General features: G+C 66.3%; 24 protein-coding genes. 14 read left to right on the top strand and 10 right to left on the bottom strand.

The window, feature by feature from the left end; genetic code table 11:
- Positions 1-38: 38 nt before the first annotated feature.
- The 3 genes from QNO03_RS11160 to QNO03_RS11150 all read left to right on the top strand — a co-directional run bounded on the left by QNO03_RS11160 (position 39) and on the right by QNO03_RS11150 (position 2,015).
- Positions 39-341, top strand: coding sequence for a GNAT family N-acetyltransferase (locus tag QNO03_RS11160; protein ID WP_229945623.1), 303 nt, complete (start codon positions 39-41; stop codon positions 339-341).
- Between the two features lie 208 nt (positions 342-549).
- Positions 550-1,281, top strand: coding sequence for a hypothetical protein (locus QNO03_RS11155; RefSeq protein ID WP_289603357.1), 732 nt, complete (start codon positions 550-552; stop codon positions 1,279-1,281).
- Positions 1,278-2,015, top strand: coding sequence for a hypothetical protein (locus tag QNO03_RS11150; RefSeq protein WP_289603356.1), 738 nt, complete (start codon positions 1,278-1,280; stop codon positions 2,013-2,015). Before QNO03_RS11155 ends, QNO03_RS11150 begins: the two co-directional genes overlap by 4 nt.
- A 201-nt stretch (positions 2,016-2,216) precedes the next feature.
- On the opposite strand, the gene QNO03_RS11145 is transcribed toward QNO03_RS11150, so the two are convergent.
- Genes QNO03_RS11145 through QNO03_RS11130 form a run of 4 tightly spaced genes read right to left on the bottom strand, consistent with a single transcriptional unit; the run spans position 2,217 to position 7,493 of the window.
- Complete coding sequence (locus QNO03_RS11145; RefSeq protein WP_289603355.1) at positions 2,217-2,495, bottom strand: HPr family phosphocarrier protein; 279 nt, start codon at positions 2,493-2,495, stop codon at positions 2,217-2,219.
- 57 nt (positions 2,496-2,552) lie between these two features.
- A complete protein-coding gene (gene ptsP / locus QNO03_RS11140) occupies positions 2,553-4,259 on the bottom strand; it encodes a phosphoenolpyruvate--protein phosphotransferase (RefSeq protein ID WP_289603691.1) in 1,707 nt (568 codons plus the stop codon).
- Between the two features lie 31 nt (positions 4,260-4,290).
- Positions 4,291-6,441, bottom strand: coding sequence for a PTS fructose transporter subunit IIABC (locus tag QNO03_RS11135; protein ID WP_229945615.1), 2,151 nt, complete (start codon positions 6,439-6,441; stop codon positions 4,291-4,293).
- Positions 6,441-7,493 carry a 1-phosphofructokinase family hexose kinase gene (locus QNO03_RS11130; protein WP_289603354.1) on the bottom strand — a complete coding sequence of 351 codons (1,053 nt, stop codon included), beginning with the start codon at positions 7,491-7,493 and terminating at the stop codon, positions 6,441-6,443. Before QNO03_RS11130 ends, QNO03_RS11135 begins: the two co-directional genes overlap by 1 nt.
- A gap of 240 nt (positions 7,494-7,733) precedes the next feature.
- Between QNO03_RS11130 and QNO03_RS11125 the strand changes: the two genes are divergently transcribed.
- The 3 genes from QNO03_RS11125 (at position 7,734) to QNO03_RS11115 (ending at position 9,698) form a co-directional block, all read left to right on the top strand.
- Entirely contained in the window at positions 7,734-8,396 is a 663-nt protein-coding gene (locus tag QNO03_RS11125) for an alpha/beta hydrolase (protein ID WP_229945611.1), read from the top strand.
- 135 nt (positions 8,397-8,531) lie between these two features.
- Positions 8,532-8,807 carry a GlsB/YeaQ/YmgE family stress response membrane protein gene (locus tag QNO03_RS11120; protein ID WP_229945609.1) on the top strand — a complete coding sequence of 92 codons (276 nt, stop codon included), beginning with the start codon at positions 8,532-8,534 and terminating at the stop codon, positions 8,805-8,807.
- A gap of 138 nt (positions 8,808-8,945) precedes the next feature.
- The gene (locus QNO03_RS11115; protein ID WP_289603353.1) at positions 8,946-9,698 is read left to right on the top strand and encodes a hypothetical protein; all 753 of its coding nucleotides are present in this window, start codon (positions 8,946-8,948) and stop codon (positions 9,696-9,698) included.
- Between the two features lie 89 nt (positions 9,699-9,787).
- On the opposite strand, the gene QNO03_RS11110 is transcribed toward QNO03_RS11115, so the two are convergent.
- Positions 9,788-10,993 carry a DUF445 domain-containing protein gene (locus QNO03_RS11110; RefSeq protein ID WP_229946609.1) on the bottom strand — a complete coding sequence of 402 codons (1,206 nt, stop codon included), beginning with the start codon at positions 10,991-10,993 and terminating at the stop codon, positions 9,788-9,790.
- A gap of 219 nt (positions 10,994-11,212) precedes the next feature.
- On the opposite strand from QNO03_RS11110, the gene QNO03_RS11105 reads away from it, so the two are divergent.
- From QNO03_RS11105 to QNO03_RS11095, 3 genes are read left to right on the top strand one after another with little or no spacing between them, the layout of a single operon-like run.
- Positions 11,213-13,075, top strand: coding sequence for a glycoside hydrolase family 15 protein (locus tag QNO03_RS11105; protein WP_289603690.1), 1,863 nt, complete (start codon positions 11,213-11,215; stop codon positions 13,073-13,075).
- Positions 13,072-13,467, top strand: coding sequence for a DoxX family protein (locus QNO03_RS11100; RefSeq protein ID WP_289603352.1), 396 nt, complete (start codon positions 13,072-13,074; stop codon positions 13,465-13,467). The genes QNO03_RS11105 and QNO03_RS11100 overlap by 4 nt, the downstream gene beginning before the upstream one ends.
- Positions 13,468-13,470: 3 nt before the next feature.
- Entirely contained in the window at positions 13,471-13,989 is a 519-nt protein-coding gene (locus tag QNO03_RS11095; RefSeq protein WP_289603351.1) for a metallophosphoesterase family protein, read from the top strand.
- Positions 13,990-14,026: 37 nt separating this feature from the next.
- On the opposite strand, the gene QNO03_RS11090 is transcribed toward QNO03_RS11095, so the two are convergent.
- From QNO03_RS11090 to pta, 5 genes are all read right to left on the bottom strand, one after another.
- Entirely contained in the window at positions 14,027-15,370 is a 1,344-nt protein-coding gene (locus QNO03_RS11090) for an MFS transporter (RefSeq protein ID WP_289603350.1), read from the bottom strand.
- 219 nt (positions 15,371-15,589) lie between these two features.
- A complete protein-coding gene (locus QNO03_RS11085) occupies positions 15,590-16,777 on the bottom strand; it encodes a zinc-dependent alcohol dehydrogenase (RefSeq protein ID WP_229945597.1) in 1,188 nt (395 codons plus the stop codon).
- A gap of 134 nt (positions 16,778-16,911) precedes the next feature.
- Positions 16,912-17,358 (bottom strand): hypothetical protein, encoded by a 447-nt coding sequence (locus QNO03_RS11080; protein ID WP_229945594.1) that lies wholly within the window; start codon positions 17,356-17,358, stop codon positions 16,912-16,914.
- A 122-nt stretch (positions 17,359-17,480) separates the two neighbouring features.
- A complete protein-coding gene (locus tag QNO03_RS11075; RefSeq protein ID WP_229945591.1) occupies positions 17,481-18,626 on the bottom strand; it encodes an acetate/propionate family kinase in 1,146 nt (381 codons plus the stop codon).
- On the bottom strand, positions 18,627-20,699 hold the full coding sequence (gene pta / locus QNO03_RS11070; protein WP_289603689.1) for a phosphate acetyltransferase: 2,073 nt from the start codon (positions 20,697-20,699) through the stop codon (positions 18,627-18,629).
- A 241-nt stretch (positions 20,700-20,940) separates the two neighbouring features.
- Between pta and QNO03_RS11065 the strand changes: the two genes are divergently transcribed.
- The 5 genes from QNO03_RS11065 to QNO03_RS11045 all read left to right on the top strand — a co-directional run bounded on the left by QNO03_RS11065 (position 20,941) and on the right by QNO03_RS11045 (position 25,015).
- Positions 20,941-22,452: an amino acid permease gene (locus QNO03_RS11065; RefSeq protein WP_289603349.1), complete on the top strand. Its 1,512-nt coding sequence runs from the start codon at positions 20,941-20,943 to the stop codon at positions 22,450-22,452.
- Between the two features lie 77 nt (positions 22,453-22,529).
- Positions 22,530-22,880: a thiamine-binding protein gene (locus QNO03_RS11060; protein ID WP_229945586.1), complete on the top strand. Its 351-nt coding sequence runs from the start codon at positions 22,530-22,532 to the stop codon at positions 22,878-22,880.
- 35 nt (positions 22,881-22,915) lie between these two features.
- The gene (locus QNO03_RS11055) at positions 22,916-23,566 is read left to right on the top strand and encodes an O-methyltransferase (RefSeq protein WP_229945583.1); all 651 of its coding nucleotides are present in this window, start codon (positions 22,916-22,918) and stop codon (positions 23,564-23,566) included.
- 52 nt (positions 23,567-23,618) lie between these two features.
- Positions 23,619-24,131, top strand: coding sequence for a GNAT family N-acetyltransferase (locus QNO03_RS11050; RefSeq protein ID WP_289603348.1), 513 nt, complete (start codon positions 23,619-23,621; stop codon positions 24,129-24,131).
- Positions 24,131-25,015 (top strand): spermidine synthase, encoded by an 885-nt coding sequence (locus QNO03_RS11045; RefSeq protein WP_289603347.1) that lies wholly within the window; start codon positions 24,131-24,133, stop codon positions 25,013-25,015. Before QNO03_RS11050 ends, QNO03_RS11045 begins: the two co-directional genes overlap by 1 nt.
- Positions 25,016-25,045 lie beyond the last annotated feature (30 nt).

Below are 25,045 nucleotides of genomic sequence, written 5' to 3'. Positions count from 1 at the left end.
GGCTGGACCACCGGGGGATTGCGTGACAGTCTCGGCCCATGACTACCAAGGACATCAGCGTCTCGCGCAATGACGGGCTGGACAGGTACGAACTGCGGCTGGACAGGAAGTTGGTGGGGATTGCCGACTACGAGGTGCACCCGGACGGCGTAGCGCTTACCCACACGGAAATGGAGCCGGAGTTCCGGCACCAGGGCTACTCTTCGCAGCTGGCCCGGTATGCGGTGGAGGACATCGTCAACGGCGGGCGGAGGATCAAACCCTACTGCTCCTATATGGCCGAATATCTCGGCAAGCACCCGGAATACAGCCATCACGTTTCGTGGCCCCAGGGGGAATAAGGACGGCGGGGCAGTAACGGCCGGAATCCGGCCGTTCTCCGTGCCGCCGTTCTCCGTGCCAGAGCCAGTCCCAGCGCAGGCAGCCAAACGGCCCGTGCGTTAATTGAAGCTGGCTTCCCGCTCTGCATATGGGGGGAACGCAGAAGGGGAAGCCAGTCCCACCAGTATAATTCTATTTGTCCGGGTAAATCCAATCGAGGGGGGCAAAATGGCAGTGCCTGCCAGGTCCTTCCAAAGTTGGCGGACAGTGGTTGCCCCCGGAGCCTCCAATGCGGACCTCTGCCGCCGGACGGGGATCAAGCGTTCCACCCTTGGCCAGCAGATTGTCCGGGGCAAGGTCTCGGAGATCACTGTGGTCCGGGTGGCCCGGGCGTACGGAAAAAATCCTGTGGAGGCACTCTCCGAATTTGAGGAATACTCCGACCTGCTGGGCGGACCATGGCTGCCCAGTGCGGCGGAGCTGATCAGCCAGGTGTCCTACATCTGCATCCTCGAGACGATCCTCGCGCGGGCTACCGGAGGGAAAGCCTCCGGAACGGGCTGCCCGGACCTCACCCGGCATCCCCACCGGAACGCGATCCGCTCCTGGTTCGAGGCTGTGGACCCGGGAGACCTCCGCCAGCAGCTCAGTCTGAAGACCGGCGTGGCTCCCCAGAACATTTCGGCACAGCTTTCGGCAGCCCGGCTGGCACCCGAACTGGCCGTGGAGGCGGCACGGATTGCCGGTGCTTCGCTGCCGGGCGGGTTGGTGGCCACCGGATTGATCAGCCCCGACGAGGCGGGGTGGCCCCGGAACGGCCAGCAGGAGGCATTGGCTGCGCTCACGGACTCCGAGCTCCTGTTTCTCGCCCGGGACCGACTGGACGGGGCGGGGAAGCAATTGAGGAAGTATGAACATGATGTGGAAAACGAACTAACGCTCTTGGAGAACCTCGGATGAGCCTTGTATTGGCTTTTCAATACGCCGCACTGATCGTCTCGACGCTTTTTGCCCTGGTGCGGCTTCCCCTGGCCCTCCGGGGCCGGAACCCGATGCTCTTCGGGGCATTCGCCCTGACCGCCATTGGAGTGGCGCTCAGTATCCCGTCAATCTATTTACCGGTTGACGCCCTGCTTGGCGGCGTTAATTACGCCAACCTGATTCTCCGCTACGCGGTATATGGAATGGTTCTCCTCATCGGCAGCATTTCCGCAGCCGCCTTCCGGTCCCCCGGGGCGCGCCGCCTCATTGTCGGGCCGCCCGGCCTGGCCGTCCTGGCGCTGACGGTTATCGTCACCACGGTCCTGTTCGTCATCAGCGATCTGCCGGTTTCATCCCCCGGGCTCTACGGTTATCCCGACGAATATACGATCCATGTGTATGCCGTGGTGGGGAAGATCTACCCGGCGTACGTTTCCGCGTGCCTGGTCGCCCCCGCCTTCCGGTCGGCCGCGCACTCCCGGCGGCCGTTTTCCCTGCGGGCGGGATCCGGACTCATCGGGTTCGCGCTGGCTGAGGTCGTGATCTGGTCCGCGCTGGGGGTGGTCCGGATACCCATTGGCGTCTGGGACTATATCCTGCCCCATTCCGCGGTTATTGTGCTTGCCGCGGGACTCGGTGCGGTGGCCTTCTATGGGATTTCCGCCAAACGCCGGGAAAAGCAAAGCCTGCTGACTTCCGGCTACACAAGGTGACAATTAGATAAACTTGTTCACGGTTTCATGTTTGTGTGCCAGAATAATGAATATGTAACGTCCGCTGCCTGTGGGGGGTCAGCGTGAAGTTGCAACGAAGCCAGCGGCAATGCCGTTGGCTTCGTCATTTTCCGGAATCACCCGGTTCTGGAAGCAAGGGCGGGACATTCATAGAACGGTGAATGCCCCGCCTCTTGCCGCCTACGTGGCGTCCAGATCCGTTTCCAGGATTTTCGCCAGCTCCTCAAGTGCTGCTTCCGCCCCTTCGTCCTCCGAGCGCAGCACCACAACGTCTCCGTGCGCTGCGCCCAGGCTCATCAGGGAAAGCATGCTTGAGGCATCCATCGCCTCGTCGGCCGGGTCCCCTTCCCTGGCAATGGTGACTTCAACGGGTTGGGCCGCTGCCGCTTCCGCGAAGATCGACGCCGGCCGTGCGTGAAGCCCTACCCTGCTGGCTACTGTGGCTTTGCGTTCTGCCATTGGTGTTCCTTCCGTGGTTTTTACGCTGTGGTCGTCGTTGGGTCCCGTCCGGGCCGGCTACAAGCCAAGCTGCTCGAGGACGGGCAGCCGGCTGCGCACAATGGTCCGGGCCTCGGCGGCGGAATGGGCAGCCAAGGCGCGGGCCGAGAGCTCCTGCGCCTGTTCCAGGGTGACGGATTCCAGGACTGTGCCCACGCCGGACAAGGCGCGCGGCGTCATGGACAGCGTGTTTACCCCCATTCCGGCGAGCACGACGGCAAGGGCAGGGTCCGCGGCCGCCTCGCCGCACACTCCCACGGTCCTGGCGCCGGCTGCCGGCTCCGTCCCCGCAGCCGTGGCGCGGGCTGCACCGGCAACGGTGGCGGAGATCAGCTGCAGGACGGCCGGCTGCCACGGATCGTTCAGCGAAGCGAGCGAACCCAGCTGCCGGTCCGAGGCCATGGTGTACTGCGTGAGGTCATTGGTGCCCAGGCTGGCAAACCGGACCCGGGCCAGGATGGCTTCGGACATAATCGCCGCCGCCGGGACCTCGACCATCACGCCGGGCATGCCGAGTCCCGCGCCGGCACACATCACGGCGAAGTCGGCGGCCTCCTCGGCGGTGGACACCATGGGTGCCATGACCCAGACATCCGCGGTGTGCGCGCCCGCGGCGGCGGCAATGGCTTCCAACTGGCGGGCGAGCACCCCGGGGGAGGTGCGGTCGGTACGGAATCCGCGTACCCCGAGTGCCGGGTTCGGCTCGGAAGCGTCCGTCAGGAACGGCAGTGGCTTGTCCGCCCCGGCGTCAAGGGTGCGGATCACTACCTTCCGGCCCGGAAACGCCTCGAAAACCGCGCCGTAGGCGGCCACCTGTTCCTCGATGGTGGGTTCCGTGTCACGGCCCAGAAAGCAGAACTCCGTGCGGAGCAGCCCGATTCCCTCCGCGCCGGCTTCCGCTGCTGCGCGGGCGTCCTTCCCGGAACCCACGTTGGCCAGCAGCGGCACCCGGTAGCCGTCGGAGGTTTTTCCGGTGCCGTTGAACACCGGCAGCGCGGCGCGCGCGGCGTACTTATGCGCGGCTACGCGTTCCTCGTCGCCGGGATCCACGACCACGCTGCCGGCCGCGCCGTCCAGATAGATTTCAGCGCCGTCGGGAACCTCGTCCGCGCCGGCAGCCCCCACCACGGCGGGTAGGCCCAGGGACCGGGCAAGGATGGCCGTGTGGGACTGCGGCCCACCCTCGCTGGTGACCAGGCCGATTACCATGGCCGGGTCCAGCGTCGCAGTGTCCGCCGGTGCCAGCTCCACAGCCGTGAGGATAAAGGGAACCTGGGACGCCGGAATCCCCGGTGCCGGCAGACCGTTCAGTTCCGCCACGATCCGGGCACGGACATCGAGCACGTCCTGGGTCCGTTCCGCCATGTAGCCGCCCAGGCTTTGGAGCATCGCGGCGACTTCCATGCCCGCTTCCCAGATGGCCCTGTCCGTGGCCATGCCCGCGTTGATGTGTTTGCCCGCGGCTTTGAGCAGCATGGGATCGGAGGCCATCATTGCCGTGGCATCCAGCACCGCTTTGGCGTCCCCCGAGGCGGTTTCCGCCCGGCGCTTCAAATCCCCGCGGACTGCTTCAGCGGCATCCTTGAGTCGTGCCTTTTCGCCGTCCACGGTGCTGCCCGGCGCCGGCTTCGCGTCTGCATCGGGCTCGGGCACCGGAGGCGGCATCCGGCGCGAGGGACCAATGACGCGTCCGGCACTGACTCCGATTCCCTGGATGGTCCGCATCATCTAAGCCTTCCTCTTCGTGGGCGTTGCCTTACGCAATGGCCGGTTCCTCTGCCTTCTTCCGGGGCCGAACGTACCGTTTCAGGGCTACGTAGACGAACCCGGTGACGGCAGCCCCCGCCAGGATGGCGACGACGAACATGAGGAGGTTGCCGATGGCAAAGAAGACAAAGATGCCGCCGTGCGGAGCCTGCGAGGTGACTCCGGTTCCCAGGCAGATCGCGCCGGCCACCGCGCCGCCCAGCATGGTGGAGGGAATGACCCGGAAGAAGTCGGAAGCGGCAAACGGAATGGCACCTTCCGAAATGAAGGCGGCACCCAGCAGCCACGCAGCCTTGCCGTTCTCCCGCAGGGCCATGCTGAACTGGTTTTTCGCCAGCACAGTGGAGGCAAAAGCCATGCCCAGCGGCGGAACCATGCCGGCTGCCATGACGGCCGCCATGATTTCCCACGGCACCTGGTTCTCGAAGCTGCCTTCCCCGAGCCCGGCTACGGCAAAGGCGTAGGCAACCTTGTTGATCGGGCCGCCCAGGTCCGAGCCCATCATCAGCCCCAGGATGATGCCCAGTCCGATGGCAGCCACTCCGGTGAGGCCGGTGAGCCAGTTATTCAGGCCCAGCGTCAAGGCCGCAATGGGTCCGCCCAGGACCAGCATCATCAGGCCGGAAGCGATGATCGACGCCAGGAGGGGGATGATGACCACCGGCATGAGCCCGCGCATCCAGGAGGGAACATTCCAGGAGCCGATCCACCGGGCCGCGTAGCCGGCCAGCAGGCCGCCGATAATGCCGCCGATGAACCCGGCGTCCATAAACACCGCCACGGCCCCGGCGGTGAAGCCCGGGGCAATGCCGGGCCGGTCGGCCAGGGCATAGGCAATGTACCCGGCCAGGGCCGGCACCAGGAAGCCCATCGACAGGGAGCCTATTTTCCAGAACACGGCCCCGAGATAGGCGATCAAACCTTCGGGCGGCGGACTCAGGATCGAGGTGCCGTCCAGCATCCGGTCGCCGTTGGCGACGTCGTCCACCGAGAGCGCCAGCTCGTAGCCGCCCAGCAGGAAGCCCAGGGCAATCAGCAGGCCGCCGCCGGCGACAAACGGAATCATGTAGCTGACGCCGGTCAGCAGTGCCCGCTTGAGCTGTCCGCCGAAACCTTCCCCGCCGGACCCGGAGCCGCCTTCATTTTCGTCTCCGCCGCCGCCCCCGCCGGACACGCGCCGCGCGTTCGGGTCGTTGACCGCGTTGAGGGCTTCGTCGATCATCACGCCCGGCTCGTCGATTCCGCGTTTCACCGGTCCGCTGATCACCGGCTTCCCGGCGAACCGCCCCTTGTCCCGGACATCGACGTCGACGGCGAAAATCACCGCTTCCGCATTGCGGATAACCGTCGGATCCAGGGGAGTGGATTTGGCCGATCCCTGTGTTTCCACCTGAAGATCGACGCCGCGCTCGGCGGCTGCAGCGGCCAGGGAGTCAGCGGCCATGTAGGTGTGCGCAATCCCCGTGGGGCACGCGGTGACAGCGACCAGGTGACGGGACCTCGAGGTGTCGGTCTCCGTTGCGCCGGTACCGCCCTCGGAGGCCGGAGCATTGGCTCCGTGTCCGCCGTCGTCCGTGCCCCCGGGTTGCCTGCCGCCCGTGGAGCCACCGTCCGCACCCACTGCCGTTGCTCCGGTGGTTGCCCCTGCTGCTGCGGCGCCGCCCGCTCCGGTACCCGCCGGTGCAGGGCCCAGTCCGAGGGCCCCGTCGACGAGTTCCACGATCTGCACCGCAGATGTGGCCGAGCGCAGGGAAGCGGTGAAATCCTTGCGGATCAGGGACCGGGCCAGTTTGGCGAGCAGCTGCAGGTGTTCCTGGTCCGCGCCCTCCGGGGCCGCAATGAAAAAGACAATATCGGCGGGGCCGTCCTTGGCTCCCCAGTCCACTGCGGGCCGGATCCGTGCCATCGCGAGCGTCGGCTGGGTGACCGCCGCGGACCGGCAGTGCGGAATCGCAATGCCGCCGGGCACGCCGGTGGCCGTCTTCGATTCCCGGCCCATGGCATCGGCGTATAGGTCCTCGTAACTGGTCGCGCGCCCTGCGGAAACCACCCCGCGGGCCAGGTGACCGATGACTGTTCCTTTGTCTGTACCCAGATTCTCGTCCAAAGTGACCAGATCCGGTGTGATGAGGTCCGACATCAGCTTTCCTCCTCCTTTGACGACGACGACTGCCGTGGGGTGGCGCTCCCGGCAGGGGAAGGCCCCCGCAGGGTACCTTCGGGGCCATTGAGGGCGGTGACGGTCACAGCCCCTGGATCCGTTGCTGCCAGCGCGGGAACGGTGGTTCCGGGAAGGGACGCCGCAGCGGCCCCATGGGCCACGGCCTGCCGCAGGCAGTCCGCCGGCGAAGCCCCCGCGACGTCGGCCAGGAGGTATCCGGCCAGTGCCGAATCCCCCGCGCCGACGGTCGAGCGGGCCTGCACCGGCGGTCGGGTTGCCAGCCAGCTTCCGGAGGCCGTGACCAGCAGTGCCCCCCTCGCGCCAAGGGTGGCAAGCACGGCACCGACGCCGCGTTCAATGAGCATTCCCGCGGCACGCGCCGCCAGCAAGGGGTCTGCCTCCAGTGCCGCCTCCGAGGAAAAGCCGGTGGCCTCGGCGAGTTCCTCCGCGTTCGGTTTGAGCAGGTCCGGCACCGCTCCGTGCAGCAGTGCGCCAAGCAAAGGCGGTCCGGAGGAATCGATCGCGATGCGCGGAGCGGCGCCCCCAAGCCGCTCCCGTACGGCGTGTGCCACCGAGGCATAAAAATCCGGCGGCACCTCCGGCGGCAGCGAGCCTGCCAGCACCAGCCAGGAAGCGCCGCGGCCTTCCTGGGCGGTGCAGGCGCCGATGAGCAAAGCTATCAAGGCCTCCTGCTCCACGGGCCTTAAGGCCGGTCCGGGCGCGTTGATCTTGGTGGTGGTGCCATCCGGCTCAGTAAGGGTGATGTTGCTCCGCAGGGGCGCCCCGATGGGCAGGTTCAGGTAGTCCACTCCCGCGGTCCGCAGGCCGGCCATCACGGGATCGCCGTCGGCCCCCGGAAGCACCGCAAGCGACCGGACACCCGAGGCAGTGAGCGCCCGGGACACATTCACGCCCTTGCCGCCGGGTTCCTCTCCGGCTGACACGGCCCGTTGGACAGCCCCGCGCGCAAGTGCGCCGGGGAGCTGGACCGTGCGGTCCAGGGAGGGATTGGCGGTGAGGGTGAGGATCATGAAGGGGATCCGTCCAGGCCGTGCCTGCCGGGGCCGGCCGGTGGTGGGATGAAAACGGCTTGCCGGTGCGGTTCCCGTTTTCCTTTGGGGTTTGTGCACATGCATACCCGCGATCTGTGGCGCTGGCCACTGTTTGTGCGCTGATGCGACTTTACTTTTGCGGCACCGCCCGTGGCAATGGCCGCCGGGCGCCGCCCCGCCGGCATCGGGGAAACCGCAGCGCACCGCTAGGCTGAATCGATGGAAAACGTGACGTGGTCCAAGCCCTCCGATCAACGGCGTGGGCGCGAACTTGTGGTCCTGCTGCACGGCTACGGATCCGGCGAACAGGCCATGGAAAGGCTTTTCGCTGCGCTGCCGGATTCCGCCGTGGGAGCTGCCGTCCGGGGACCGTTGGATGTAGGCGGAGCCAGCGGCTGGTTCCTGTTGGACCCGCTGCTGAATTCGGACACCGCGGAGGTCATGGAATCGGCGCTTTCGCTGCTCTCCTGGCTGGACCGGACCCGGAGGGAATACGGTTTCAGCGGTATCTCCCTGCTGGGTTTTTCCCAGGGTATGGCCATGGCCGGGACACTCCTGCGGCTGCGGCCGCAGGATTTCCGCGCCGTCGTGGGCCTTTCCGGTTTCATTGCCCGCAATGAGCTCCTCGCAGCAGCTGAACCCCTGCCCGTCCGGGTGCCGTTCTTTTGGGGGCGGGACCGGCAGGACTGGGTCATCAATGCCGATGCGGTTGATTACACGGCGCAATGGCTTGAAGAGAACGTCGCGCTGACGGCACGGACATATTCCGGGATGGGGCATTCCATCGACGCCCGCGAAATCTCGGACGTAGCCGTATTCCTCCGCCGATACCTTGCCTCCGACACGCCGGAGAGGACAATGGGGCACACACGCCCGCGGTAACTACCACAGGACCCGCGGAATGGAAAATTCCGTCCGATCTACGAGCTAAGGCTGCTGATCAAGTAGGCTGGGGGAAAGCGTGGCTCAAAAGGCTGCGCAAAAAATCACTGTCACTCACATAGCAAGGAGAATCTCATGGGTTTCATTGCGTTCCTTATTCTTGGTCTCGTCGCAGGTGCAATTGCAAAGATGATCCTCCCGGGTCGTCAGGGCGGCGGCTGGATCGCCACTCTGGTTCTGGGTGTCATCGGCGCCCTCCTGGGTAGCTGGCTCGGCAGCCTGTTCATGGGCGACGGCGGCGAGCTCTTCAGCCTGACGTCGCTGTGGACCTGGGTCCTGGCCATCGTCGGCGCCCTCATCGTCCTCGTGATCTACGGCTTCGTTACCCGCAAGAGCGGCAACCGCGCCTAGTATCATCAGACGCCGCTGATGCGGCGTTGATTCAAAGGGCGGGGCCCGGACGGAATATTCCGCCGGACCCCGCCCTTTGCTTTAAGCAGGCGCCCGTAGAGTTGAAGCCGGCATCGGATTTCCCCAAGGAGAGTTCTTGTGAAGCGACGTAAGTTCAATCCCGCAGCGAAACTGGCCGGACGGGCCACCTTCGACGCGGACGGCAAGCCCAAGCCGCAGGTAGTTCGAGCCATCGAGCGTGCGGTGGAAGTCCAGCGCCCCCTGGTACTGGCAAACATCCGCAGGATGCAGCGCAAAAACCCGTCCGCCAACGCGGCCGAACTGATCAGCATCCTGGACCGGCACTACCTCAACGCGGTGACGGGAGGCGGTGCAGCCATCGGCGCCACCGCCGTGGTCCCGGGCGTGGGCACGGCCGCGGCACTTGGCCTTTCCGCCGCAGCAACGGTCGGCTTCCTCGAGGCCACTGCCCTGTACGCGCAGTCAGTGGCTGAACTTCACGGAGTGCGGCTGGCCGACCCGGAGAAGTCCCGCACTATGGTGATGGCCGTCATGCTCGGCGAGGAGGGCACCTCGATGATGCAGCAGCTCTCCGGACGCGGGAGCGCAAAGGCGTGGGGCAGCGCCATGGGCAGCATGCCCCCCGGCCTGATGGGCTCGGTGGGCGGCAGCATCCGCAGGCAGTTCCTCAAGCGGTTCATGGCCCGCCAGGGCACAGCCATGCTGGGACGGGCCCTCCCGCTGGGCGTAGGCGCCGTCGTCGGGGGCGTTGGCAACCGTGCCATGGGCAAGGGAGTCATCACGGCCACCCGGACGGCCTTTGGCGACCCCCCCACGTCCATCCCCGGCCAGTTGGCCGACGAACTGGACCAGATTGAGAAATCCGCCTAAGGATTCAGACGAAAAGGCCCGCCGGCGTTGCAGCCGGCGGGCCTTTTTTGTCTGACGTTTTGTCTGACGTATTGCGTGACGGCGCGCGCCTACCCGAAGACCGCCGTGGCGACGGTGAAGATCGCCAAGCCGGCCAGCGACCCCACCACGGTGCCGTTGATCCGGATGAACTGCAGGTCCTTGCCGACCTGCAGCTCGATCTTCTCCGACGTTTCCTTGGCGTCCCAGCGTTCCACCGTCTCGGTGATGACACCGGCAATATCACTGCTGTACGTGCGGACCAGATAGCCCGCGGCGTCGGCCACGTAGCCGTTTACCTTGGCGGCGAGGTCCGGCTCGTTGATCAGGCGCGTGCCGAAGTCCTGCAGCGCTGACTTGAAGTTACGGGTGAGTTCGCTGTCCGGATCATCCGCAGCAGTGATCAAAGCGTTCTTGATGGTGGTCCAGGTGTTGGTCATCAGCTCGCGGACCCGGGGATCGTCAAGCACCTGTTCCTTGACCGCATCGGCCTTGGCCATGGTCTTGGGATCCTCCTGCAGGTCCCGGGCCACTCCGGTGAGGTAGTTGTCCAGCGCCACGCGCAGCTGGTGGTTGGGGTTTTCCTGCACATCCACCAGGAACCGCTCGGCCTGGATCTGCACCCGCTCGCCCACCAGGTCATCCACGAAGGCCGGAACCCACGACGGCGACCGCTCGGTCACCAGCTTGCCGATGACTTCGGGGTTCGCCAGCACCCAATCCGCCAGGCTGTCCACGACCAGGTTCACCAGCTGGTGGTGATGGCCCTCCTCGAAGATCCGCTGGGCCATCCGCCCGGCGGGCGGTCCCCACTGCGGGTCCACGACATGCCGGCGGAACATGGATTCCAGGACGTCCCGGACGGCGTCGTCATCAAGAACACGCAGGGCTCCGCGGATGGCTGCCGCCCCCTCCGTGGCCACCCGTTCCGCCCCCTCGGGACGGGCCAGCCAGGCGCCCGCCTTGGCTGCTACGTGCATGGAGTCGAGCTTCTCCCGGATGATTTCCTCGGCCAGGAAGTTCTGCTCCACGAACTGGCCCAGCGAGGCCCCGATCTGGTCCTTCTTTTCGGGAATGATGGCCGTGTGGGGGATCTTCACGCCCATTGGATGCTTGAAAAGAGCCGTTACGGCGAACCAGTCGGCCAGAGCACCCACCATCCCGCCCTCGGCGGCGGCACGGACATATTCCAGCCACGGGTACCTGTCCTGCAGGGCGAAGGAAAAAACAAAAATGACAGCCAGGAGGATCAGCAGGCCTGTGGCCAGCATCTTCATGCGCCGCAGGGCGTAGGCACGCTGTTCGTCGGTAGGCGGGGCAACCACGCTCACGCGTGTACCTCCTTCGCGGATAAGGACATCTTTGAGGTTGACGCGTGTTTCACTACCGCTCCCTAATCCAGTGCGGTCCGCCGCCGGAAGTTCTGCGCGGGACCACCCCAATCTAATCAGTGATTGCGGCCGACGCGCTACGAGCGCCGGATCCGTGCAGGGGCCTTGTGGTTGAGTAGTGCCATGGCATCCCCGATAGAGGATTACGCGCTGGTTTCGGACCTGCACACCGGAGCACTTATTTCGCGGAACGGCAGCATGGACTGGCTCTGCCTGCCCAGGTTCGATTCGCCGTCGGTCTTCGGCGCGCTGCTGGGGGACAGTGACCACGGCAGGTGGCTGCTGGCACCGGACGACCCAGCGGCGACCGTCACGCACCGCGGCTATGTTGAATCCACCTTCGTGCTCCGCACACACTGGCAGACCCCCACCGGCGCGGTCCGGGTCACGGATTTCATGCCGGTGAAGGACCGGCGGGCGTCGCTCGTGCGGCGGATCGAGGGCCTGAGCGGCAGTGTGGAGATGCGGCAGGAACTGAAAATCCGCTTTGATTACGGCACGGTCATTCCCTGGGTTTTCCGGGGGCGGGACGACACCGGCGAACACCTTTCCGCCATCGCGGGTCCCGGTGCGCTGGTCCTGCGCGGCCCCAGCCTGCCGGAAGCGGACGACCACCGCCACGTGGGGCGGTTTACGGTCCGGGCAGGGGACTGCGTGGACCTGGACCTCACCTGGTACCCCTCGCACCGGCCCGTGCCGCCCCGGATGGACGTTGACGCAGCCCTGCTGCGGACCACCGCCTACTGGCAGGACTGGGGGCGGCGCGGCCTCCGGGATGTTCCCTACGAACAGGCGGTACGGCGTTCCCTGCTGGTCCTGCGCGCCCTGACCCACGAGGACACCGGCGGGATTGTCGCGGCACCCACCACCTCACTGCCGGAGCTGGCAGGCGGGGACCGGAACTGGGACTACCGGTACTGCTGGCTGCGGGACGCTGCCCTGACGCTTGAAGCCATGATGACCCACGGATATGAAGACGAGGCCCTGCAGTGGCGCAGCTGGCTCCTGCGTGCCGTAGCCGGCGATCCGGAGGACCTGCAGATCATGTACGCCGTGGACGGCGGGAGGGAACTTCCCGAGAAGATCCTTACGCAGTTCCCGGGGTATGCCGGAGCCTCACCCGTGCGGATCGGCAACGGCGCGGTGAACCAGTACCAGGCGGATGTTGTGGGTGAAGTGATGGTGGCCTTGGATCGGCTGCGGGACCGGGGGGTGCCGGAGGACCATTTTTCCTGGCCCCTGCAGCGGGCCTTGCTGACCTTCCTGGAAAAGCATCTGGAGGAGCCGGACCGCGGCATCTGGGAAATACGGGGGGACCCCCGGCACTTCACCCATTCGCGGGTCATGATGTGGGCCGCCTTCGACCGGGCGGCCAAGGCAGCCAGGACGTACGGGCTGGACGGCCCGGTGGAGGTCTGGGAAGGGCTGCGGGACGGGCTGCGTGACGAAGTGATGGAACGCGGGTGGGACCCTGCCCTGAACTCGTTCACGCAGTTCTACGGCAGCGGCACGGTGGATGCTGCCCTGCTCCAGCTCCCGCACGTGGGTTTTCTTGCCTACGACGACGAAAAAATGCTGGGCACGGTCGCCCGGCTGGAAAAGGAACTGCTCGACGGCTCCGGACTGCTGCTGCGTTACACCACCGACTCGGGTGTGGACGGGTTGTCCGCGGGGGAGAACCCGTTCCTGGCCTGCAGCTTCTGGCTGGTGGAACAGTACGCCCACACGGGCCGGCTGCCCCAGGCCCGCGCACTGATGGACCAGCTGGTGGGGTACGCCAACGAGCTCGGCCTCCTCAGTGAGGAATATGATGCAGACAACGCCACGATGGCCGGGAACTTCCCGCAGGCGTTTTCCCACCTGGCCCTGGTCCGGGCAGCCGATGCGATTGCCGTCGCCATCGCTGCACAGCGGCCACCCCTGCCGTCCCGGCCGGCGGCAGCATCCACAACCGAAGGAAACCGATGAACCGACAGACGCTCTCGGCAGCGGCCATGGCGGCCCTGCTGGCCACCAGCGCCGTCAATCACTTCCGTAACCCGCGCTTCTACAATGCTGTGGTTCCACGCAGCATCAGCACGGATACGGAGGGGAAGTACGGCGTGCTGTCGCGGCGGCAGTGGACCCACGTCAGCGGTGTCATCGAATTCGCGGCCGCGGCCGGCCTGCTGCTCCCGGCCACCCGGCGGCCAGCAGCCACCGGTACGGCTGCCATGTATGTCGCTTTCCTTTCGGGGCACGTCACCGCCCTGCAGCGTGCCTTCGGCCCCCGCGGCAGCGACCGGGAGAAACTGATCCACAGCCTGCGGCTGCCGCTCCAGCTGCCGTTGATCCTCTGGGCGTGGAACCTGCGGAAATAGCGGATGGCCACCAAGCTCCTGCTGCTGTCGGACACCCACCTGCCCAAGCGGGCCAAGGTGCTGCCGGAAATCCTCTGGGCGGATATTGAAGCCGCCGACATCGTGGTGCACGCCGGCGACTGGGTGAACGAGGAACTGCTGGACCAGCTCCAGTCCCGCTCCCGGCGCCTCATTGCCTGCTACGGCAACAACGACGGCGCCGGCCTGCGGGCACGGCTGCCGCTGGTGGCCCGCGCCGTGGTCGAGGATGTGCGGCTCGCCGTCGTGCATGAGACCGGTCCCGCCGCGAAGCGCGGCGAACGGATGGACGCGGAATTTCCGGAGACCGATCTGCTGGTCTTCGGGCACAGCCACATTCCCTGGGACTCGGTCACCCCTGCGGGAATGCGGCTGCTGAACCCCGGTTCGCCCACGGACCGCCGGCGGCAGCCGTTCTGCACCTACCTGCGGGTGGACGTTGACGGGAAGACAGTAACGCCCGATCTCCGGCGGCTTCCACCACGGGAGACCGGGCGTTCCTAGGGGCGCACCGTGTGCCGCTTGTCGGCGGCCCGTCGGCTTAGGCCGGGACGGTGTCCTGGCGGAGCGCGGCTCCGGCGGCCTTCCGGCGGGTTCCCCGGAGGCAGGCAATGGCCGCACCGCCCACGAGCATCGGGACAATGAACAGGAAGTAGAGGTTGCCGGGTTCCCAGCCGCCGTCGATCAGTGCGCCCGCCACGATCGGGGAGATGATGGCACCCACCCGGCCCATTCCGGTGATGAATCCGACCGCCGTGGCGCGGACATCCGAGGAGTAGTACACGGGGCCGATGGAGAACATGCCGGCGATGCCGGCGTTCACCAGGAAGCCCAGCAGCGCTGCCGCCAGCAGGGCCGTGGGCAGGGCGCCGGTGGAGACGGCGTAGACGGCAAACCCGCCCGCAGCGAGGACAAAGAACGTGACCAGGACCCATTTGACCGCGAAGCGGGCAGCGATCAGCCCGAAGACGATGGAACCGATGATTGCGCCGAGGCTGAAGAGCACACCCGCGTCAATGCCGTCCTGCGCCGAGAAGCCGCTGGCGGTCACCAGCTTGGGCGTCCAGGAGTTGGCGAAGTAGAAGCTCGCCATCAGCATCATGAAGGCAATGGACAGGAAGACAGTGGTCGCGGCGTACTTGCCGGAGAACAGTGCCTTCCAGCGTGAGCCCGTGGTCAGTGCCGTTCCCGTGGGAATGGCGGGCAGTTCGGTGATCTGCGGCTGGTCCAGGCGGGCCAGGATGCGGTTGGTTTTGTCCAGTGCGCCGTCCGGGCGGCGGGTCATCAGGTAGTCCAGGGATTCGGGCAGGAACTTGAGGATGAACGGAATCATGGCCAGCGTGACGACGCCGCCGAAAATGAACGCCGCGTGCCAGCTGTAGGCGGAGATAAGGATGCCGGCAATGATGCCGCCCAGCATGCCGCCGATGGGCTGGCCGGCGCTGTAGAAGCTGATGGAGGTGGAGCGCCGCTTGGCCGAGGAGTACTCGGAGACGAAGACATTGAGGCTCGCCTGCATGGTGCCGATAGCCAGGCCGGTGATGAAGCGCAGGATGAACAGGACCGTGTAGCTCGGTGCGAAGGCAGAGGCGAACATGCCCGCGGAAATCACGATGGCGCAGATCAGGATGGTTTTCTGGCGGCCGATGATGTCTGCCACCTGGGCCACCAGGATGGACCCCACGGCCATGCCGAAGAGGGCGGAAGAGAGCAGCATGCCCAGCTGGGCGCCGCTGAGGTCCCAGTCCTCGCTGATGGCGTTGGCGCTGAACGCCATGACCAGGACGTCGAAGCCGTCGATCATGTTCAGGGCGACACAGATGGCGACGATGCCGACCTGCATGCGCTTCATGGGAGACGCTTCGATGCGTTCCTTGATTTCCATGGGGTGTACCTAACTTGCTCTGGGGTCGTGGGGTGCGGCGGTGTACGCCAGGCGAACGAGTGTTCTCAGGAAGAACCTCAATGAGTGTAGGGCCACACGGCAATGTGGCGCTAATTACAGTGGCTTGGTCCCGGCGGGCTTGCCGGCGGGCTCCCCAGGCGGTTAAACACCGGAAGCCGGGACCCGCGGTGAGCGGGTCCCGGCTTCCGTGAAGTCCGGCTAGTTCTGGATGCCGGGCTGGAACACGACCTTGATGCAGCCGTCTTCCTTCTTCTGGAACTTCCGGTACAGCTCCGGGGCGTCGTCCAGGCCGGCCTGGTGGGTCACCAGGTTGGTCACGCCCAGCGGATCGGCGGAATCCTCGACTAGCGGCATCAGGTCATCGGTCCAACGCTTGACGTTGCACTGGCCCATCCGCAGGTTCAGCTGCTTGTCGAACATGGCCATCAGGTTCATCGGGTCGGCCGTGCCGCCGTAAACGCCGCTCAGGGACACGGTGCCGCCGCGGCGGACGGCGTCGAGTGCTCCGTGCAGGGCAGAAAGGCGGTCCGTGCCTGCGGTTTCCATGGCCTTTTGGGCCAGCTTGTCCGGGAGCAGGCCGACGACGGTCTGGGCGGCCTTGCCGGCGGGGGAGCCATGGGCTTCCATGCCGACGGCGTCCACCACCGAGTCCGGTCCGCGGCCGTCGGTCATTTCACGCAGCTCGTCCGCGACGTCCTTATGCAGATCCAGCACCTCGACGCCGTACTGTGCAGCGAGGGCTCGGCGCTCCGGAACCGGCTCCACGCCGATCACGCGGTAGCCGAGGTGGGTGCCGATGCGGGCAGCGAACTGGCCCACCGGTCCCAGGCCGTAGACGGCGAGTGTGCCGCCGTCGGGCACGTTGGCGTACTGCACGCCCTGCCAGGCGGTGGGCAGGATGTCGGAGAGGAACAGGTAGCGGTGATCCGGGAGTTCGGTGCCAACCTTGATGGGGTTGTAGTCGGCCAGCGGAACCCGCAGGTACTCGGCCTGGCCGCCGGGAACGGAGCCGTACAGCTCGGAGAAGCCGAAGAGTGCGGCGCCGGAGCCCTTTTCGCGGACCTGGGTGACCTCGCACTGGGTCTGCAGGCCCTGGCGGCACATGTAGCAGCTGCCGCAGGCGATCTGGAAGGGAATGACCACGCGGTCACCCTTCTTCAGGCTGGTGACGGCCGATCCGACCTCTTCAACGATGCCCATGGTCTCGTGGCCGAGGATGTCGCCTTCCTTCATGTACGGCATCAGGACGCCGTAAAGATGAAGGTCCGAGCCGCAGACGGCCGTGGAGGTGACGCGGATGATGGCGTCGGTGGGTTCCTGGATGGTGGGATCAGGTACCTGCTCCACGCTTACGGAGTTTTTTCCCTGCCATGTAACTGCTTTCACGTGCGATCCTCCTGCTGGTTGCATTCTGAGTGCGTCGAAAGAACTAACTCCATTGTGCCTATTGGTAAGTGTACTGACAAAACGGGCGGCGGTTCGGAGGGGTGCACCCAGTGGCGGCAGGAAATGCGGGGCGGCTAGGGGTTCCCGGCGGGAAGAACGGGCCGGTCCGGGAGGGTTTCACTGCTCCAGCCGGCGTCGGGAACGACGTGCGGGCCGGCCAGCACGCGGGAGTCCCGGCGAAGGACTAATTCCAGTGCCTCGTCGTTGTCCAGGGGCAGCTGGTCCGCTGGCGGCTGGCTGGCGGGAGTCTCCGGAAGCTGGATCCGGACCCGCAGCGGGGGATCGGCAGGCGCCGACCGTTCGACGTCGCCCGCGACTTCGGTCAAGACGGCCACGGCGGCGGCATCGATCCGCGCCGCGCGCGTGAGGTTGATGGTGATGTTGGCCCCGAGGGTGGCGGTATGCCGGAGGATGTTCAACAGCGTGCCGCAGCTGGGCCCCGTCAGCGCACCCCGGACTTCGATTGAGGCGGCGGCATTACGGGTGTCTATCTGGACCAGGACACGCAGGGGCTTTTCCATGTCTTCTCCACGCTGACAGGTGCCCCCGGCCGCTCCTTAACCGGGTATCCAACCGTATCAACGCGGTGCCCTGCTGTCTTGGGTTCTCCACCATCCGGCGTGCAAAAGGTGCGTAACTGCCGTCAGAAGGACTCCGCGGCGTCCTTGCTGCGCGCAACGACGGCGGCCGTCGCCTCCGCAATGGCTTCTTCTTCGTCGGTGGGCACCACCAGTACGGAAATGGCGGAATCCGCCGAACTGATCCGCCGGGCCTCCTTTCCGGCCGCCCGGTTGGCCTCCGGATCAAGACGGATCCCCAGCGGGCCCAGCTGGTTCACCACCAGTTCGCGGAACATCCACCCGTTTTCGCCGATACCTGCCGTGAAGACCACCGCCTGCGCGCCGCCGACGGCCACGTGGTACGCCCCGATGTACTTGGCCAGCCGGTAGGCGGCGATGGCCAGCGCCAGCCGGGCCTGCTCATTGCCGTTGCCGGCTGCTTCCTCGATGCTGCGCATGTCGGATTCGCCGGCCAGGGCACGCAGCCCCGACTCCCGGTTGAGCAGGTCGTCCAGGGCGTCGGCGTCGTAGCCCTGCCGGGCCAGGAAAACGAGGATGGACGGGTCAATGTCGCCGCTGCGGGTGCCCATCACCAAACCTTCCAGCGGAGTGAAACCCATGGAGGTGTCGATGCTCTTGCCGCCCTTGATGGCCGCCACCGAGGCGCCGTTGCCCAGATGGGCGATGACGCCGTCGAACGCCCCGGGTTCGAGGCCCAGGAAACGGGCCGCAGCGGGCGCAACGTAGGCGTAGCTGGTGCCGTGGAAACCGTAGCGGCGGATGCCGTAGCGCCGGTACAGGCTGTTGGGCAGGGCGTAGCGCCAGGCGCGTTCGGGCAGGGTGCGGTGGAAGGCGGTATCAAAGACGGCCACCTGCGGGATATCGGGCCATTTGTCGTGGACGGCCCGGATGCCCATGGCGCTGGCGGGGTTATGCAGCGGAGCCAGCGGGCTGAGCCGTTCAATCGAGCGGACAATTTCGTTATTGACCAGCACGGGTTCGCTGAAGCGCTCGCCGCCGTGCACTACCCGGTGCCCGACGGCGTCGACCGGACGTCCGTCCAATTCATCCCGCAGCCGGCGGCTGAGTTCTTCCAGCGCCGCGGCATGGTCGGGAACCACATCGCCGATCCGGTCGATGATGCCCTTCGTCAGCAGTTCCTGGGTGTCGGTCTCCCGGACCTGGTACTTCAACGATGAGGACCCGGAATTGATGACCAGAACCAGCATTTAATCCTCCTGTGCCTGCACCGCGGTGATCGCCACGGTATTCACGATGTCTTCGACGGTGCAGCCGCGGCTGAGGTCATTGACCGGCTTGCGCAGGCCCTGCAGGATCGGGCCGACGGCCACGGCTCCGGCGGACTGCTGCACGGCCTTGTAGGTGTTGTTGCCGGTATTCAGGTCCGGGAAGATAAACACCGTCGCCTGCCCGGCCACCGACGATCCCGGTACCTTGGAGGCGGCTACCGAAGCGTCCACGGCGGCGTCGTACTGGATGGGCCCTTCCACCGGCAGGTCCGGGCGGGCTTGGCGGACCAGCTCGGTGGCCTTCCGCACCCGGTCCACCGATCCGCCCGTGCCCGAGGCGCCGGTCGAGTAGGAAAGCATGGCCACCCGCGGCGTGACACCGAACTGTGCGGCGGTGGCTGCGGAAGCGAGGGCAATGTCGGCCAGCTGCTCGGCGTCCGGGTCCGGATTCACCGCGCAGTCGCCGTACACCAGGACCCTGTCCTCGAGCAGCATCAGGAACACCGAAGAGACGATCTTGACGCCCTCTTTGGTGCGGATGAATTCCAGTGCGGGCCGGATGGTATTCGCCGTGGTGTGCGCGGCACCGGAGACCATGCCGTCCATCCGGCCCAGCTGGACCATCATGGTGCCGAAGTATGCGCCGTGCAGCATACGTTCGTGCGCGTCCTCGAGGGTGACGCCCTTGTGCTTGCGGAGGGTGGCGTATTCCCGGGCAAATTCTTCCCGGAGCGCACTGGTGGCCGGGTTGATGAGGTTGATGTTGGAGAGGTCGATGCCCTCGCTGGCAGCCAGTTCGCGGATCTGCCCCTCCGGTCCCAGCAGGGTCAGGGCACAGACATCCCGCCGGGTGAGGATTTCCGCCGCCTGCAGGACCCGCACGTCCAGGCCCTCCGGCAGGACAATCCGCTGCCGGCCGGCACGCGCCCGCACAATCAGTTCATTGAGGAACCGCAGGGGTGTGGTGGTTGCGGGGCGGGGAAGGGCCAGGCGTTCCAGCAGTTCCGCTTCGTCCACGTGCCGGGACCAGGCTCCCAGTGCCGCTGCCACCTTCCGGCGCTCGCCGCTGGAGATCTCCCCACGGACGCGGCTGACCCGGCGTGCGGTCGTATAGGTGTCTGCTTCGACCTCGAACACCGGGAAGGGTGCCGAGGCGAGCAGTTCCAGGATGGCCGGTTCCACGTCCAGGCCGCCGGTAAGGATCATGCCGCTGGCCACCGGGAAGTCGGAGGAGAAGGAGGAGGCCAGGGTCGCCACCATCACGTCGGCCCGGTCAGCCGGAACAATCACCAAGGTGCCGTCCGAGAGCTGGGGGATGAAGTTGCCCACCGTCATCGCGGCAACCTTGACGGCCGAAACGTCCCGTTCCAGGGAGGAGCTGCCGGCCACCTGCCGCGCCTGCAGGGCGCTCTGCACTTCGGCGATGGAGGGCTGGGAGATTTCGCTGTGCTCCGGAATGACGTACACCGGCCGTCCGCTGTGTCCGGGCCGCATCGCTGCGTGGATGGCCTCGACGTCGGGCGGCGCCGCCCGGTTAACCAGCACGGCCAGCAGGTCGCACTTTGCCCCCGCCAGCTGGCGGCGGGCCACGTCCACCGCGTCGGCGGTTTCCGCAGCGGTCGTCTCCTGGGCATTAACGACGGCGAGCACCACAGTGCCCAGGTCATTTGCCAGCCGGGCGTTGAGGTCGAACTCCAGTGCGACGTCGTGCCCGGAGAGATCGGTGCCTTCGACAATCACAACGTCGCAGTTGGCCGCGATTTCGCTGTAGATGGCCAGGCAGCGGGCGTCCACCTCCCCGCGCTCTCCGGCGACCAGCAACGCGCGCAGCTGTGCCCTGGTCAGGCCACCCCGGCAGGTGGCCGGGCCCAGGTTGAAGCGGCTCTGCATCAGCTCCACCATGGGATCCTGTGCCGGATCCTCACCTTCGACGATGGGCCGGAAGAAGCCCACGCGGTCCGCATGCCGGCCGAGCATGTCTGCCAGCCCCAGGCTGATCAGGGATTTGCCGGATCCGGGCGTCATGGCACTTACATAGATTCCGCGGGCCATAGCTGCTTGTCCGATCGTTGCCGTGGAGTGGTCCGCCATCCCAGGTGTTGGGGGAATGGTGTGCGTCACATCCATCCTCCCAAAAGGCTGCGGTACTTGCCAGCAGCCGCGTCGTGGAGTGCCCGGCAGGCGGGGCTTCGTGGAATGCGCAGTCTCAGCATTTGAGACTAAAATTATTCACGCGTACGGCCCAGCCTACGATTATTTGGTTAGTTTCCCCTCAGACAAGTCGAGGAACCACGTGAGTCTCTTCCGTACCAAACCCATTGAGAGCTCCCTCGCGGATGCCGACGAGCCCGGCCGCCGGCTGAAGCGCTCGCTCACCACCTGGGACCTCATGATTATGGGTGTCGCGGTGGCTGTAGGCGCCGGGATCTTTTCGGTCGGTGCCCGCGCCGCCGGGCAGTTCTCCGGCCCCGCTGTCACCCTTTCGTTCGTACTGGCCGCAATCACCTGCGCGCTCGCCATCATGTGTTACGCCGAGTTTGCCACGGCAATCCCGGTGGCAGGGTCGGCCTATGTGTTCACCTATGCCACGATGGGCGAGCTGGCTGCTTGGATCATCGGCTGGAACCTCATCCTGGAGCTGTTCACCGCAGCCGCCGTGATTGCGAAGTACTGGGGTATCTATCTCAGTGAGGTCTTTGGGCTCATTGGGTGGGACATCCCCGCCACGCTGGAACTGGGCGTCATTTCGCTGACCTGGGGCCCGTTCCTGATTGTCGCGGTGTTCACCTTCCTCCTGGTGATGGGTACAAAGCTTTCCGCCCGGGTGGGCAACGTCTTCACCATCATCAAGGTGGGCGTGGTGCTCTTCGTGATCGTCGCCGGCTTCTTCTACGTCAAGGCGGAGAACTACACGCCGTTCATCCCGGACCCGGTCTCCACGGCCACCGGCGAAAGCTCGGGAGTGCTGCAGCAGTCCCTGTTCTCCTTCCTTACCGGCGCCGCTCCCGCCCAGTACGGACTGTTGGGTGTCTTTGCCGGCGCTGCCATCGTGTTCTTCGCCTTCATCGGCTTCGATGTGGTGGCCACTTCCGCAGAAGAGGTCAAGGACCCGGGCAAAACCCTTCCGCGGGGTATCTTCGCCGGCCTGGCCGTGGTCACGCTGCTGTACATCGGCGTCTCGCTGGCACTGACCGGTATGGTCCCCTACACCGCCCTGGCTGCGGCCGAAGACCCCAACCTCGCAACGGCCTTTGCTCTGGTGGGCAACACCGGTGCGGCATCGGTCATCGCCGTCGGATCCCTGATCGGCCTGACCACCGTGATTATGGTGCTGCTCATGGGCCTGGCCCGCGTGGTGCTGGCAATGTCCCGGGACGGCCTGCTGCCGCGCTCGCTCTCCCGGACCAGCGACAAGCACTCCACGCCGGCGCGGCTGCAGATTCTCCTCGGTGTCCTGGTTGCCGTGGTGGCCGGGTTCACGCGGGTGGACGTGCTCGAGGAAATGATCAACATTGGTACCCTCTCCGCCTTCGTGGTGGTCAGCCTGGGCATCCTGGTGCTGCGGAAGAAGCGCCCGGACCTGCGCCCCGCCTTCCGGGTCCCCTTCGGTCCGGTGATCCCGGTCCTCTCGGCCGTTCTTTGCCTGTACCTGATGACCAATCTGGCCGTCGAGACCTGGATCTACTTCGCGGGCTGGCTGCTCATCGGCTTCCTGCTGTACTTCGCTTACGGCCACCGGCATTCCCGTCTGAACGAGAAGTTCCAGAACGTCTCCGCCGGCGCACCCACGGATACGTCCGTCTAGTTCCGGTCCATCAGGCCCGCGCACGCTGACCACAGCGTGCGCGGGCCTTTTCGTGCGTCGAGTGGCACACTGGGCAGATGCTCGCAGCCTTCTCCGTCGCTCCCTCCGGTACCGGCCCGCAGACACCCGCCGGCGGTCCTTCCCCGGATGCCTCCGTGCACGATGCCGTGGCCGCCGCCGTCAAAATCGTCCGGGAGTCCGGCCTACCGAATTCCACTGACGCCATGTTCACAACCCTTGAAGGCGAGTGGGACGAGGTCATGGATGTTATCCGCCGCGCCACGGAAGCCGTGGGCCAGTACGGCAGCCGCGTCTCACTGGTGCTCAAGGCGGATATCCGGCCGGGACACACCGGCGAACTGGCCGGCAAGGTGGAACGGCTGGAACAGGCGCTGGGTGAAATGGACGAGTACGGCGGGCACGCGTAGCTGCCGGACGTGCCGGCGCGGACAGGAGGAAGACCATGCAGCAGTGGGCACAGGTCGAGGAGTATCTGGGTAACCGCGTGGTCCGGCCGGACGGCCAACTGCAGGCCATCGTTGCCGCGACCACTGCAGCCGGGCTTCCACCAATAGAAGTGTCGGCAGCGCAGGGCAAATTCCTGATGCTCCTCGCCCGGATCTCCGGAGCGCGGCGGATCCTGGAAATCGGCACCCTGGGCGGGTTCAGTACGGCGTGGCTGGCCCGGGCACTGCCCGACGGCGGTGAACTGGTCACGTGCGAGTATGAGCCCCGCCATGCGGAGGTGGCCCGTGCCAACCTGGCCGCTGCCGGGCTCCTGGACCGCGTCACCATCCGGGTGGGGGCTGCCCTGGATACCCTGCCGGAACTTGCGGAGTCGGAACCATTCGATCTGTTCTTCATCGACGCAGACAAGGTCAACAACCCCGCCTATCTGGAGTGGGCGGTCAAGCTTTCCCATCCGGGGAGCGTGATCGTTGTGGACAACGTGGTCCGCGGCGGCAGCATCCTGGACCCGGACGGCGACGACGCCGTGCAGGGCACGCGGGCAGCCGTGGACATCCTGGGGTCGCATCCGAGCCTGGATGCCACTGCCCTGCAGACGGTGGGGACGAAAGGGTGGGATGGGTTCGCACTCGCCCTGGTGCTGTGATTTCCACTGCCGTCGGCCGGAGCGGAGTCCTGTCCCGCCCTAAGCTGGAGGTATGAGTTTCAGTATCCGGCGCGCAGCCCCCGGCGACGCCGAGGACTTCGTGTCCGTCCATCTGCAGTCCTGGCGGGAGAGCTACGCCCACGTGCTGGGGGAGGAGGTGTTCCAGCGCCGGGAAGCGGACCGGAGCGCCGCCGTCGAATACCGGCGGGCAGCCCTGGCCCAACAGGCATCGGATCCGGCCATTCGAAACTGGTTGGCCCACTCCGAAGACGGCCGGCTCCTCGGTTTCGCGTCCGCCGGTCCCGCCCGGGACAGTGACGTGGAGGTACCGCTGGAACTCTGGTCCATTTACGTCCTGGCGGAAGCGTACGGCACGGGCGTTGGCCAGGCCCTGCTGGAGCACGCGCTGGAAACCGATCCCGCCTACGTCTGGGTGCTGGAGGATAACGTGCGCGCCCAGGCGTTCTACCGGCGCAACGGCTTCGTGGCGGATGGACTGAAAAAGGACCTGCCGCAGGTCTGGGCCGGTACGGGCATGGTTGAGATCCGGATGGTGAGGAGCTGATGGGCCGCAAGCGCCCGGGTAAGGACCCGGTTGAAGCAGCCGCAGGGACAGGCCCGGTAGCCGGGACCTATCCCATTGATACCGGAACCTGCGAACTGGTTCCGGATTCCCTCAGCCCGGACGGCTGGATCCTGATGGTCAATGGGGTGCACAGCTCCCACATCGACCTGGCGGACCCCCGCCACCTGGATTTCGAATACATGCGCTGGATCGCCGCCCTGGTGGAATCGCGCTGGCGCCCGGACGCCTCCCTCCGCGCCCTGCACCTCGGTGCCGCGGCGTGTTCGCTCGCCCGGTACTTCTCCGCGGTGTATCCCGGCGCACGGCAGGTGGCGGTCGAGTTGGACGGACGCCTCGCCGAGCTGGTCCGCGGCTGGTTCGACCTGCCCCGGGCGCCGCTGCTGCGGCTGCGGGTGGGGGAGGCGCGGGCCGTCACGGAAACCCTGCACGAAGACAGCCGCGACCTGGTGATCCGGGATGTCTTTGCCGGGGCCAAGACGCCCGTGCCGTTGACGACGGCCGAATTCACCGCCCACGTGGCCCGCGTGCTGGCCCCGGGCGGCGTGTACGTGGTCAACTGCGGTGACACTCCGGACCTGCGCGGTGCACGGGCCGAAGCGGCAACCATCTGCGCGGCCTTCGAGTACACGGCGGCAATTGCCGATCCGGCAATGCTCAAGGGCCGCCGGTACGGCAACATCATCCTGGCCGGCAGTGACACCCCGTTCGCGGAGGATCCGTCCCTGCCCCGGGCCCTGCTGGGGGGAGCGGTCCCCGCACATCTGTGGGCGGATGAAAAAGTACGCAGCTTCGCGGCAGGTTCCCGCCCCCTCCATGACGCCGTTGAGCCGGCAGAGCGGCCGGTGGGCACCCGCCGCATGTAGCGCCCACGGGAGTCGAAGGACGGCTCAGTC

This window comes from Arthrobacter sp. zg-Y877, from assembly GCF_030373105.1.
Lineage (GTDB): Bacteria > Actinomycetota > Actinomycetes > Actinomycetales > Micrococcaceae > Arthrobacter_B.
This window is presented reverse-complemented; position numbering and strand designations above follow the sequence as displayed.

Excerpts from the sequence above, each read along its gene's own strand:
- QNO03_RS11150 (WP_289603356.1), top strand. The coding sequence starts at position 1,278 with ATGAGCCTTGTATTGGCTTTTCAATACGCCGCACTGATCGTCTCGACG.
- QNO03_RS11080 (WP_229945594.1), bottom strand. The coding sequence starts at position 17,358 with ATGGAAAAGCCCCTGCGTGTCCTGGTCCAGATAGACACCCGTAATGCC.
- QNO03_RS11100 (WP_289603352.1), top strand. The coding sequence starts at position 13,072 with ATGAACCGACAGACGCTCTCGGCAGCGGCCATGGCGGCCCTGCTGGCC.
- QNO03_RS11045 (WP_289603347.1), top strand. The coding sequence starts at position 24,131 with ATGGGCCGCAAGCGCCCGGGTAAGGACCCGGTTGAAGCAGCCGCAGGG.
- QNO03_RS11110 (WP_229946609.1), bottom strand. The coding sequence starts at position 10,993 with ATGAAGATGCTGGCCACAGGCCTGCTGATCCTCCTGGCTGTCATTTTT.
- QNO03_RS11155 (WP_289603357.1), top strand. The coding sequence starts at position 550 with ATGGCAGTGCCTGCCAGGTCCTTCCAAAGTTGGCGGACAGTGGTTGCC.
- QNO03_RS11060 (WP_229945586.1), top strand. The coding sequence starts at position 22,530 with ATGCTCGCAGCCTTCTCCGTCGCTCCCTCCGGTACCGGCCCGCAGACA.
- QNO03_RS11120 (WP_229945609.1), top strand. The coding sequence starts at position 8,532 with ATGGGTTTCATTGCGTTCCTTATTCTTGGTCTCGTCGCAGGTGCAATT.
- QNO03_RS11095 (WP_289603351.1), top strand. The coding sequence starts at position 13,471 with ATGGCCACCAAGCTCCTGCTGCTGTCGGACACCCACCTGCCCAAGCGG.
- QNO03_RS11145 (WP_289603355.1), bottom strand. The coding sequence starts at position 2,495 with ATGGCAGAACGCAAAGCCACAGTAGCCAGCAGGGTAGGGCTTCACGCA.
- QNO03_RS11125 (WP_229945611.1), top strand. The coding sequence starts at position 7,734 with ATGGAAAACGTGACGTGGTCCAAGCCCTCCGATCAACGGCGTGGGCGC.
- QNO03_RS11160 (WP_229945623.1), top strand. The coding sequence starts at position 39 with ATGACTACCAAGGACATCAGCGTCTCGCGCAATGACGGGCTGGACAGG.
- QNO03_RS11090 (WP_289603350.1), bottom strand. The coding sequence starts at position 15,370 with ATGGAAATCAAGGAACGCATCGAAGCGTCTCCCATGAAGCGCATGCAG.
- ptsP (WP_289603691.1), bottom strand. The coding sequence starts at position 4,259 with ATGCGGACCATCCAGGGAATCGGAGTCAGTGCCGGACGCGTCATTGGT.
- QNO03_RS11135 (WP_229945615.1), bottom strand. The coding sequence starts at position 6,441 with ATGTCGGACCTCATCACACCGGATCTGGTCACTTTGGACGAGAATCTG.
- QNO03_RS11075 (WP_229945591.1), bottom strand. The coding sequence starts at position 18,626 with ATGCTGGTTCTGGTCATCAATTCCGGGTCCTCATCGTTGAAGTACCAG.
- QNO03_RS11055 (WP_229945583.1), top strand. The coding sequence starts at position 22,916 with ATGCAGCAGTGGGCACAGGTCGAGGAGTATCTGGGTAACCGCGTGGTC.
- QNO03_RS11130 (WP_289603354.1), bottom strand. The coding sequence starts at position 7,493 with ATGATCCTCACCCTCACCGCCAATCCCTCCCTGGACCGCACGGTCCAG.
- QNO03_RS11050 (WP_289603348.1), top strand. The coding sequence starts at position 23,619 with ATGAGTTTCAGTATCCGGCGCGCAGCCCCCGGCGACGCCGAGGACTTC.
- pta (WP_289603689.1), bottom strand. The coding sequence starts at position 20,699 with ATGGCCCGCGGAATCTATGTAAGTGCCATGACGCCCGGATCCGGCAAA.